At 53.1% G+C, this 11,359-nt stretch carries 11 protein-coding genes; 8 read left to right on the top strand and 3 right to left on the bottom strand.

Annotation, left to right across the window (positions count from 1 at the left end):
• Nucleotide 1: 1 nt before the first annotated feature.
• From nuoI to EYC87_RS16940, 8 genes are all read left to right on the top strand, one after another.
• On the top strand, nucleotides 2–529 hold the full coding sequence (gene nuoI, locus EYC87_RS16975) for an NADH-quinone oxidoreductase subunit NuoI (protein ID WP_279253924.1): 528 nt from the start codon (nucleotides 2–4) through the stop codon (nucleotides 527–529).
• 16 nt (nucleotides 530–545) lie between these two features.
• Nucleotides 546–1,055, top strand: coding sequence for an NADH-quinone oxidoreductase subunit J (nuoJ, locus tag EYC87_RS16970; RefSeq protein WP_279253923.1), 510 nt, complete (start codon nucleotides 546–548; stop codon nucleotides 1,053–1,055).
• Nucleotides 1,055–1,369, top strand: coding sequence for an NADH-quinone oxidoreductase subunit NuoK (gene nuoK, locus EYC87_RS16965; protein WP_007228217.1), 315 nt, complete (start codon nucleotides 1,055–1,057; stop codon nucleotides 1,367–1,369). Before nuoJ ends, nuoK begins: the two co-directional genes overlap by 1 nt.
• A gap of 1 nt (nucleotide 1,370) precedes the next feature.
• Nucleotides 1,371–3,206 (top strand): NADH-quinone oxidoreductase subunit L, encoded by a 1,836-nt coding sequence (gene nuoL, locus EYC87_RS16960; RefSeq protein WP_279253922.1) that lies wholly within the window; start codon nucleotides 1,371–1,373, stop codon nucleotides 3,204–3,206.
• On the top strand, nucleotides 3,203–4,735 hold the full coding sequence (locus EYC87_RS16955; protein WP_279253921.1) for a complex I subunit 4 family protein: 1,533 nt from the start codon (nucleotides 3,203–3,205) through the stop codon (nucleotides 4,733–4,735). Before nuoL ends, EYC87_RS16955 begins: the two co-directional genes overlap by 4 nt.
• A gap of 2 nt (nucleotides 4,736–4,737) precedes the next feature.
• Nucleotides 4,738–6,177, top strand: a complete 1,440-nt coding sequence (locus EYC87_RS16950) for an NADH-quinone oxidoreductase subunit N (RefSeq protein WP_279253920.1) — start codon at nucleotides 4,738–4,740, stop codon at nucleotides 6,175–6,177.
• Between the two features lie 37 nt (nucleotides 6,178–6,214).
• Nucleotides 6,215–6,616 (top strand): CBS domain-containing protein, encoded by a 402-nt coding sequence (locus EYC87_RS16945; protein ID WP_279253919.1) that lies wholly within the window; start codon nucleotides 6,215–6,217, stop codon nucleotides 6,614–6,616.
• Nucleotides 6,617–6,771: 155 nt separating this feature from the next.
• On the top strand, nucleotides 6,772–9,090 hold the full coding sequence (locus EYC87_RS16940) for a Tex family protein (RefSeq protein ID WP_279253918.1): 2,319 nt from the start codon (nucleotides 6,772–6,774) through the stop codon (nucleotides 9,088–9,090).
• On the opposite strand, the gene EYC87_RS16935 is transcribed toward EYC87_RS16940, so the two are convergent.
• The 3 genes from EYC87_RS16935 to EYC87_RS16925 form a co-directional block, all read right to left on the bottom strand.
• A complete protein-coding gene (locus tag EYC87_RS16935) occupies nucleotides 9,085–9,750 on the bottom strand; it encodes an LOG family protein (protein WP_279253917.1) in 666 nt (221 codons plus the stop codon). The genes EYC87_RS16940 and EYC87_RS16935 overlap by 6 nt on opposite strands.
• Nucleotides 9,751–9,836: 86 nt before the next feature.
• Entirely contained in the window at nucleotides 9,837–10,775 is a 939-nt protein-coding gene (locus tag EYC87_RS16930; RefSeq protein ID WP_279253916.1) for a hypothetical protein, read from the bottom strand.
• Nucleotides 10,741–11,112, bottom strand: coding sequence for a VOC family protein (locus EYC87_RS16925; RefSeq protein ID WP_279253915.1), 372 nt, complete (start codon nucleotides 11,110–11,112; stop codon nucleotides 10,741–10,743). Before EYC87_RS16925 ends, EYC87_RS16930 begins: the two co-directional genes overlap by 35 nt.
• Nucleotides 11,113–11,359 lie beyond the last annotated feature (247 nt).

Raw genomic sequence — 11,359 nt, 5'->3', positions numbered from 1 at the left:
TATGTTCAAGGCACTAATGAGCCAGGTGCGCACCATTTGGACAATATTGCAGCACAGCTTTACCCGGGCAGAAACAGTGCAATACCCGGAACAAAAACCTTATCTGGCTCCTCGCTATCGAGGCCGCATTGTATTAACGAAAGACCCTGATGGAGAAGAACGCTGCGTCGCCTGCAACCTCTGCGCGGTGGCTTGCCCTGTAGACTGCATTGCCTTGCAACAGGGCGTGAAGGAGGATGGTCGCTGGTATCCGGAATTTTTCCGCATCAATTTTTCCCGCTGCATCATGTGCGGTATGTGCGAAGAGGCTTGCCCGACCAACGCGATACAACTAACACCCGATTTCGAAATGTGTGAATACGATCGCAGCAGCATGGTTTATGAAAAAGAGCACCTGCAAATAGAGGGCACGGGGAAATATCACGACTATAACTTCTACCGCGTCGCAGGTCTGGCCATTACCGGCAAAGATAAAGGCCAGGCACAAAATGAAGCTACACCCATCGACGTGAAGAGCTTGCTGCCATGAATAAGAGCACCGAGCCATGCTAGCCACACTATTTTACATAGCCGCTTTAATAGCGCTGACATCTACCATGGCAGCGCTGACCCGGGCCAACGCCGCTCATGCCCTGATCTACCTGATCGTTTCCTTACTAGCAGTAGCGGTGATGTTCTTCCTCATGGGGGCTCCCTTCGCAGCCGCACTGGAGGTTGTGATTTACGCAGGCGCAATAATGGTCTTATTTGTGTTCGTCATCATGATGCTCAACCTGGGTGATACCGGTGAAGATCGAGAGCGCGAGTGGCTTGCCGGTCGCAACTGGTTTGTTCCCGGCGCCATGGCAGCATTATTACTCATTGAAATGCTCATGGTTTTAGGTGACTCCCAGGGAGTCACCTCTGGCAATGCCGTATCGCCAAAAGCCGTTGGCATTAGGCTCTTTGGTCCCTATTTACTGGCGGTAGAAATCGCCTCCATGCTGTTGCTCTCCTCTCTGGTAGGTGCCTATCACCTGGGGCGCCGCTTTATCGTCCGCCGAGGAGAACACTAATGGACGGCCTGATGGTGCCAATGGAGCATGTGCTGGTAATCGCGGGTTTACTATTTATTTGCGGCCTGTTCGGTTTAATGCTGCGCCGTAATATTATTTTTATGCTGATGTCACTGGAAGTTATGTTGAATTCAGCTGCGCTTGCGTTCATAGCAGCCGGCGCGCATTGGGGACAGGCAGATGGTCAAATTATCTTCATGCTAATCCTCACTGTCGCAGCGGCAGAAGTGGCAGTCGGGCTAGGCCTGGTATTGCAAATACAGCGCCGCTTCAAGACCCTGGACATGGACCAAGCCCACAGGTTGCGAGGATAATATGAATACTATTGCCCTCATTCCGCTGTTCCCACTTCTCAGTGCTACGTTGTTGATCATGAGTGCTGGTCGCATGCCCCGACACATTGCGGCCACGATAGGTGCAGGCAGCGTTGGACTTTCCGCCATTTGCGTGGCCTTGTTGGCCAGGGACTTTCTGGCTGACGGTCAGGTGCTAGAGCTTACCCTCTGGACCTGGATGTCCGTCGGTGACTTTGCACCCCGAATCGCCTTTTACATAGACGGCCTGACCATCGTTATGATGTCCGTCATCACCGGCGTGGGCTTTCTTATTCATCTTTATTCGATAGAGTTCATGTGGGAAGACGAATCTATTTGTCGTTACTTCACTTATATGAACCTGTTCGTCGCCGCCATGTTGCTGCTGGTGATGGCGGACAACTTGTTACTGCTTTATTTGGGCTGGGAAGGCGTTGGTGTTTGTTCTTACCTGCTGGTTGGGTTCTGGTATAAAGATCCCGCAAACGGTGCCGCAGCTCGCAAGGCCTTCATCGTTACTCGAATAGGCGACACCGCCATGGCGCTGGGTCTGTTTTTACTCCTGACCGAGTTGGGTACCCTGGATATTCAGCCGATGATGGTTGCCGCCAACAGCCAATGGCAGACGGGCGACGCCTTGCCGATACTGGCTACCTCACTGCTGCTCGGTGGGGCAGTGGGTAAGTCAGCGCAATTGCCACTACACACCTGGCTGCCAGATGCTATGGCCGGTCCCACACCTGTCAGCGCCTTGATTCACGCCGCCACCATGGTCACTGCTGGCGTGTATCTGATAGCTCGCACATACGGATTGTTCCTGTTAGCCCCACCCACAATGGAAGCCGTTGCCTGGATAGGACTGGCAACCCTGCTAATCGCGGGTTTCACAGCGCTCGCACAGAACGATATCAAACGCATTCTCGCCTACTCAACCATCAGCCAGATTGGCTACATGTTCCTCGCTCTGGGCGTGGGAGCCTTTGCATCAGGTGTTTTCCACTTGATGACTCACGCGTTTTTCAAAGCACTGTTGTTCCTGGCCGCCGGTGCAGTCATTCACTGTTTACACCATGAGCACAACATCTTCCGCATGGGCGGCCTGCGAACCCGCCTGCCAATCGTGTTCCTCAGCTTTTTCATCGGCTCTGCAGCCCTGGCTGCCCTGCCGTTTACTTCAGGCTTTTACAGTAAGGATGCCATATTGCTCTCAGCCTGGGCTTTGGAAGATATTGGGCCCTGGCTCTGGGCGGGAGGCCTGTTAGGTGCCTTGCTCACCAGCATTTACAGTTTCCGGTTGGTCTTCATTGTTTTCTTCGGTGAGGCAAAGACTGAGCCAGATCGGCAGCCCGGTTGGAAAATGGCGGGGCCCTTGCTACTTTTATGCTTACTGTCACTGGTAGGAGGTTGGTTCGCTTTGCCGCTTGCCGGCGTATTCCCGGCCGCAGCTGAACATACAGTGAATCATGCGGTGGAGTGGATTAGCATTGGTACACCCCTTTTGGGTTTACTACTGGCCTACCTGATGTTCCTGGGCGGTCAGTTGTCAGTAGACAAGATGGTCGCTTCATCTGGTGCCCGAGCCCTGCGGGACTTTTGGTTCAGCGGGTGGCGGATAGACCAGCTCTACGACGTACTCTGGGTCACACCCTATAAAAAAATCTCCTACTGGATGCGTAATGAACCCGTAGACGCTATCTACAACAGTATTGTTGCCGCAAACCAGTGGGCACATCATCGTCTGCTAGTTCTGCAAAATGGAGAGCTACGCTGGTACGCCACCACCATGGTAGTGGGACTCATTTTGTTACTCGCAGTCATGCTAAGGAACGCGCCATGATGCTGGAGCTCATTGTGTTGCTGCTTGCGGGAGGCGTTGTCGCCTGGCAAAGCGAGCGCTTCAATCCTAATCTTCCTCGCTGGATAGCAATGGCCACGGTTATCCTTGGTATGTTGCTGTTGCTATCGACCATTTCAGGCATTCCTGCTGATACTTTCAATATGGTCACTGAGCCAGGCAAGGCCGAGAACTGGCTGCTTTACAGTCGTCATGAATGGATACCTCGTTTCGGAATCAGCCTGGAACTTGGTATGGACGGCCTAAGCCTGCTAATGCTCATACTGACCCTGGCACTGGGCGCTATTGCCATTGTCTCGTCCTGGAACGAAATAGAGTTCAAGCCCGGTCTATTCCAGGCCAACCTGTTGTGGACGCTGACCGGAGTTATCGGCGTATTTTTGGCCCTGGACCTGTTCCTGTTCTTCTTGTTCTGGGAAGTCATGCTCATTCCCATGTACCTGCTTATCGCCATCTGGGGACACGAGAATCGCGGCTACGCAGCAATGAAGTTCTTTATTTTTACCCAGGTTTCCGGCCTGTTGATGTTGCTGTCGATTATCGTATTGGCAGTGCAGGGAGCAGGTGATGGCGACATCAGTTTCAGCTACGGTGACTTGCTCGGCAGCGCTCCAACAGGCAAGGCTGGCATGCTCACTATGCTCGGCTTTTTCCTTGCCTTCACCGTAAAGTTACCTGGCTTTCCGTTTCACACCTGGTTGCCGGATGCGCATACCCAAGCCCCAACTGCTGGCAGTGTGCTGCTTGCCGGAATCCTGCTAAAGACTGGCGCGTACGGCTTGCTGCGCTTCTGTATCCCTCTGTTTCCAGAAGCCTCTATGCAATTCGCCCCAATTGCTATGACTCTTGGGACAGTCGGTATTATCTATGGAGCGGTGCTCGCCTTCGCCCAGAGCGACTTCAAACGGCTGGTCGCCTATTCAAGTGTTAGCCACATGGGGTTCGTGTTACTGGGGCTTTACGCCTGGAATAGTTTGGCCTTGCAGGGTGCGATCATGCAAATGGTGGCCCACGGAGTCAGCACCGCAGCACTGTTTATGATGGCGGGAGCTCTGCAGCACCGGCTGCACACTCGAGATATGAACCGTATGGGTGGTCTCTGGTATAACGCACCTCGCATGGGAGCATGCGCAATGTTCTTCGCTGTTGCCTCGCTCGGCTTGCCCGGTATGGGCAACTTTGTTGCCGAGTTTTTGGTGTTAGCCGGGCTGTTCGCCGTCTCTCCTTGGATGACAGCCGCGGCAGCGATAGGCCTGATAACGGCCGCAATTTACTCACTCTGGTTGATGCAGAAAACCTTCCAGGGCAAGCCAGACGAGGAACGAAAGCTACAAGACTTTGACCGCAGGGAAATGGGCGCCATGGTGATAATGATGGCGGCCCTGCTTTGGCTGGGGCTCTATCCCCAACCTGTATTTGACCTCACCCAACCGGTGCTTGAGGGACTGCAACCGCTGATCGTCAACGTCCCCGAGACCCTCGCTGGAAATATCCCTGGAGGCACGCCGTGATAATGAATGAGTTTGTCGCCATCGCCCCACTGCTGATGTTAGCCCTTGGCGCGACCGCGGTCATGTTACAGATCGCTTTTCTGCGGAGTGTCAGACTCACTGCCGTCGTGGCGACAGTGTCGCTATTGCTGGCCAGCGCCTCCTGTTTTTACGCCAACGACACGGCTCCCCTGCAGGTGGGTGCGTTATTGCAAGCTGATACTTACAGCCTGCTGTTTTGCATCCTGTTTACGCTTGCCGGCGCTGTCACCTGCGTACTATCGCTGGACTACATTCAACATCACGGGGATGAACCAGAGGAATACTTCCTGTTGTTGATTCTCGCCACCCTGGGCGCCTGTGTATTAGCTTACGCGGTGCATCTGGCTTCATTGCTGCTGGGGTTGGAGCTGCTTTCCGTATCTCTTTACGCGCTTATCGCCTATCCAAATCGATCATTACTTCCCCTGGAAGCTGCAATCAAGTACCTGGTCCTGTCTGGCGCAGCTTCCGCAACACTTCTGTTTGGCTTTGCTCTGCTTTACGCCACCACCGGCACACTACACTTCAGTGAGCTGGGCACCGCGCTGAAACAAAGCGACATGGGAGCTGCATTACCGATGGCAGGAGCAGCCATGATTCTGGCGGGTCTCGCCTTCAAGTTATCAGCTGTGCCGTTCCACTTGTGGACACCGGATGTTTACGATGGCGCGCCTGCTCCTATCAGTGGTTTTCTCGCCTCAGTAGGCAAGGCCGCTGTGTTCGTCGTCTTATTAAGGCTATTCCTGGAAGCGAACCTGTTCCGCTATGAACGACTGGTAGAGCTTACCGGACTGATGGCCATACTGAGTATGCTCGCAGGCAACCTGCTCGCCCTACAACAAACCAACATCAAGCGCATGCTTGCCTATTCCTCTATCGCACATATCGGCTATCTACTGATTGTGTTTATGGTTTGCCTGGACCTAAGCAACCGCGACATCGCGATAGAAGCCGCCGCCTTTTACCTGGTCGCTTACACGGCAACGACACTCGCCGCTTTCGGTCTGCTTACTTTGATCAATGAAAAGCGTGTAGAACGAGAGCAAGTGCAGCTGCAACATGTCAGCGGTCTTTTCTGGCGCCAACCTATGCTGGCAGGGCTCATGCTGGTAGCGCTGCTTTCACTGGCGGGAATACCCTTAACAGCTGGCTTCATCGGCAAGTTTTACATTTTCAGTGCAGCCGTCAGCGGCAGCAACTGGATTCTATTGGCCGCACTGATCATCGGTAGCGGCATCAGCATTTACTATTATCTGCGCGTCGTTTTTTACATGACAAAACACGCTGAAGAACACAAGGACGCGATAGAGCTTTCTCCCGGCTGGTCCGGCAAAGCCCTGTCCTGTTTGCTCATCGCCAGCATTTTAGTGCTGGGAATCATGCCTCAGTCTCTAATAGCAGTTTTAGGGTCTATACTTTAGGAAGCGGCTGGGGTTCGGCCACACCAAGGAGTTATTTATGCTTCATTCCGTAAGTCTGCGCGATTATATGTTGCCCCATCCGGTGAAGGTGAAAGCCGACGCCAATATGCTTGAAGCCATGCAAATCATTATCGACAATAAAATTTCTGGTCTTTGCGTTGTCGACGATACTAATAACCTGGTTGGCATTCTGTCCGAACTGGATTGTCTGCGGGCGGTGCTTAGTGCCACCTACAACAAAACCAGCGTTGGCCCAGTGCGAGAACACATGGCCTCCGATAACCTGGTTGTAGCTCATCCGGACGAAGATATTGTTGATATCGCACAGGATATGCTGGCCAAGAACAAGCGCAGGCGCCCTGTGGTGGAAAACGGAAAGTTGATCGGGCAAATTACCTGCCGTCAGTTGCTAACCGCCGTCAAAAAATTCCGTCAATAGCAAACGACGGGGTTGGCACACGCTTGCTGCTGTTCAGGACAGGTGTGGCTGGCACAAAAATAGCTAAATTTCTATATCGTAATAGCGCTCCCCCTGCCGCATAATGCTGCTCCACGCAGTTAGTACAGTCGCTATCTAAATAAGATAAATAAAACATGACTCGATCAATTTCCCAACGCATTGCGGAAGAACTCGCCGTGCGTGAGGCTCAGGTAAATGCAGCGATACGCCTCCTAGATGAGGGGTCTACCGTGCCTTTCATTGCCCGTTACCGCAAAGAAGTGACAGGCGAATTGGACGACAGTCAAATGCGACTACTGGAAGAGCGCTTGCATTACTTGCGAGAATTGGAAGACAGGCGCGGTACAATTCTGGCTAGCATCGAAGAGCAAGACAAACTAACACCCGCTCTGAAAAAGTCCCTACTGGAGGCAGACACCAAGAACCGGTTGGAAGATTTGTATCTGCCTTACAAACCCAAACGCCGCACCAAGGCGCAAATCGCGAGAGAAGCAGGGCTGGAGCCACTGGCCAACTTGCTATGGAATGACCCACAACAAATACCCGAGGCACTCGCTGAGCAATACCTCAGCGAAGAAGCTGGTATCAGTGATAGTAAAGCAGCCCTTGATGGCGCTCGCCAAATTCTGATGGAACGCTTCGCTGAAGATGCTGATCTGCTCGCCAAACTACGACAGTTTTTAACGGATAACGCGCAGCTTGCTTCGCGCCTGGTCGAAGGCAAGGAACAGGAAGGTGCCAAATTTCGCGATTACTTTGAACATACCGAAGCGCTGGCCAAGACCCCTTCTCATCGTGCGCTAGCGATGTTCCGCGGACGCAACGAGGGTATTCTCAATATCAATCTGGTAATGCATGCACAGGAAAAGCCCATCGACGCCCATCCTTGTGAGGCAATGATCGCTGAGCATTGGAATATCGAAGACAAGGCAAGGGCTGCCGATCGCTGGCTGCGTGAAGCCGTGCGCTGGACCTGGAGAGTCAAGTTACTAACCCATTTACAAACCGACTTGCTGGGACAGCTACGTGAGCGCGCCGAGGCAGGCGCCATTGAAGTCTTCGCCCACAATCTACAAGACCTCCTGTTAGCGGCGCCAGCTGGGCAGAAGGCCACCATTGGACTGGATCCGGGTCTGCGTACGGGAGTGAAGGTTGCGGTAATCGATGCCAATGGCAAAGTTCTGGATCACGGTGCTATTTTCCCCAATCCGCCGCAGAAACGCATTCAGGAGGCGGGGGCCATACTGCTGCATATGATCCGTCAACATCAGGTCGAACTCATTGCCATCGGCAACGGCACTGCCGGCCGGGAAACCGACAAGTTTGTTGGTGATCTGTTCAATGCCAACCCCGACCTCAACTGTCGCAAGGTCATGGTTAACGAGGCAGGAGCTTCGATCTACTCCGCCTCAGAATTTGCCTCCCGCGAGTTTCCGGATCTCGATGTAACCATACGCGGCGCTATCTCTATCGCTCGCCGGCTGCAGGATCCATTAGCGGAACTGGTAAAAATTGAACCCAAGTCGATTGGTGTAGGTCAGTACCAGCACGATGTCAGCCAGGTACAACTCGCTCGACAGTTGGATGCCGTGGTGGAAGACTGTGTGAATGCCGTGGGCGTCGATGTGAATACGGCTTCGGTACCTTTGCTGGCCCGAGTATCGGGGCTAAACCAGAGCATCGCCACGAATATTGTTAATTTGCGCGACGAACAGGGCAGCTTCACCGATCGCAAGGCGCTACTAAAAGTCAGTCGCTTTGGAGAAAAAACCTTTGAACAGGCTGCAGGCTTCCTGCGAGTCAGCGGTGGAAGCAATCCGCTGGATGCCTCCGCAGTGCACCCGGAGTCCTACGGCGTGGTGCAAAAAATTGCCAACCACCGTGGTAAAGAAGTGCGCAGTATCATCGGCGACAGTGGTTTCCTGCGCGCCCTGAATGCTGCTGACTACATCAGCGACAAGGTGGGACTGCCAACCGTTCAGGATATTATTTCGGAACTGGACAAGCCCGGACGTGACCCACGACCAGAGTTCAAAATGGCTGAATTTCAGGATGGGGTAGAGAAAATATCCGACCTGCGTCCGGACATGGTTCTGGAAGGCACAGTAACCAATGTGACCAATTTTGGCGCCTTCATAGACATCGGCGTACACCAGGATGGACTGGTGCACATCTCGGCGCTGGCTGAGAAGTTTGTGAAAGACCCCCGGGACGTGGTCAAAGCAGGTGATGTTGTCAGAGTGAAGGTCATGGAAGTGGACGCGCCGAGAAAGCGCATCGGACTTTCCATGCGCCTTTCAGACAAGGCGGGTGAGCGAGCTGAAAAACGCGGCGGCAGTCAACGTCATGGGAGCAACAACGCCAACCAGCGTCCCCCCAAGCCACGCCAAGAACAGCCAGCCAAGAACAATGCGTTCGCAGCTGCCTTCGCCAACGCTAAGCAGCGTTCATAAATGCTCGCGGCGATAGCATTCCAGAAGGATTGCTGCCGCCTCTTCTGCGCTATCGACAATCTCTACGATGTCGAGGTCATCATCACTGATAAAGCCCTTTGACTGCACCTGTTCTAGCAACCACTGATAGAGTCCACTCCAGTACTCTCGCCCGACAAGAACGATTGGCCTGCGGGTGAGCTTACCAGTTTGAACCAAGGTTAGTAGTTCAAACAATTCGTCGACTGTGCCAAAGCCACCGGGAAAAATAGCGAACCCAATGGCGTAGCGGATGAGCAGAAATTTACGGGTAAAAAAATAGCGAAAATCGAGATCAATATCCAGATAGGGATTAGCCAACTGTTCGTGTGGCAGTTCAATATTCAACCCAACTGAAGCACCGGGCTGACCTTTTGCGCCTGAGTTACCGGCTTCCATAACCCCCGGACCACCGCCGGTAACCACAGTGATTCCTTCGCTCGCAAGCATACGAGCCAGATCATGTGCGGCAACATATTCCCAGGCATCGGGCTTGGACCGAGCGCTACCAAAAATACTCACCGCCGCACCAATGTCAGTCAGCGTCGCTATGCCTTCTCGCAGCTCATCACCGATGCGGGCAAGTCGCTGTTGCTCCTGCTGACTGAGGCCGAGCTTTTGTGTGCCTGTTTTATCTTTCATCCACAGATAGTCTTTTAATAAAGCAAGCGCCCATATTACGACACTAAACTGTTTTGGTCAGCGGATGCTCCCTCTGCATTATTTGGTCACTCCCAGCCCAGAACTTTTGAGTCCAGGAGCACCTCTGGTGGACCGTCACTGATATGGCGTTGGCGCAGCCAGGGAGACAGTGTTTCTAACAAACCGGGAGTGCTATAAAGTATAGGCAGGGATATCAATAGGGAGTCGCCCGCATCGTTTAGCAGCACCAGGTGCTCGGGCCGCATGGGCGTAGGTTTTACACGCAGCGTTTCCCAGTCGACAGCCACCTCATGACGTATCTGCCAACCGAGTTCGGTCGCCAGCATCTCCACTTCCTGCATCAATTGTTGACAGAGCTGTTTCTGCTGGGAAAGAACACCCTGATCCCTGAAGCTGATTTGCAAGTTAATATGGCTACAGCTGGGCCCACGTGCACTGAACGTCCACTGCGGAACAATCAGTGAAGGTGACATGGGAATGGGTATTGGCGCCTTGTCGACCGCCGTCAGCTCGCGGCAAATACTGCCATGACAAAAATGCATTAGTACCGATTGCTCAAAAGCAGCCTGTTGGCTGTATCGGGGATGCGCCAACATTACCGTACGGCCAACGACACTCACCGCAGCCACTTCACGGGCATGCAAACGAAACTCTACCGGCAAGCCCAACTCGATATCTTCTGCAACCAACGTCAGTTGGATGGCATATTGCTCGACCGCACTGGACCAGGCTTTGAGTTTGGCTGGGTTCTGGGCCGCTTCTGATTCTTTGCGAGCCAGATCGGCTTCGGCAAGGTACACCTCGGTCAATTCCAGCAACGCTGAGGTAGCAAATCGGCTTTTCAGCGCTTCATCGGAAGTTTGCAGTGCCACCAGTATGCGCTGGTAGCGCGAATCCTGAGCAAGCGTCGAGGTGTGTAATCCCAGTAAGAGGCTGCACAAAAAAATGCCCAGCCCTGCCCGCCAGCGGTCAGCCAAATACGTAAAACACCAACTTGTTGCCATCGGGATCTCGGACATAGCCACCGTAAAACATATCCGGTATACGCTGCCCCGGCTCGCCTTCGCAGATGGCGCCCAACTTAATGGCTTTGTGATAGAGCTCATCGGCCTTTTCTTTATTAGGGGCAGTAATAGCAACCATGTTGCCATTTCCAGGCAGAGGGTCATTCTCGTCATAAGGTATACAAATTGACAACATGGGTGCGTCCATAGCGGTACCAATAAACGCAATGCGGTCCATATCCATCAACAGGGACGCGCCAAGGTCTGCCAGCAGTTCTGTGTAGAAAGCTTTTGCTTTCTCCATATCATTGACGCCAATCGTCGTGTAACCAATCATTATTTTCATTCCAGTTAAGTGATTCGAATAGCTAGGCTAACGTAATAGGGGTTGCCAAGAAAGCCTGCGCCTCGAATCGCCACACGCTCAGATCACCCTCCTTGAGACTGCCGGTAATAATGACCCAGCTGGCAGTACTAGTTTCTTCCCCATAAAACAAAACCCCCGCAGCCTACGCTACGGGGGTTTTACTTTTTAGATGCCTGGCAATGACCTACTCTCACATGGGGATACCCCACACTACCAT

Source organism: Candidatus Seongchinamella marina (assembly GCF_026262685.1).
Lineage (GTDB): Bacteria > Pseudomonadota > Gammaproteobacteria > Pseudomonadales > Halieaceae > Halioglobus > Halioglobus marinus.
Note: the sequence above shows the minus strand (reverse complement) of the source record. Positions and strands in the feature narration are given on the sequence as shown.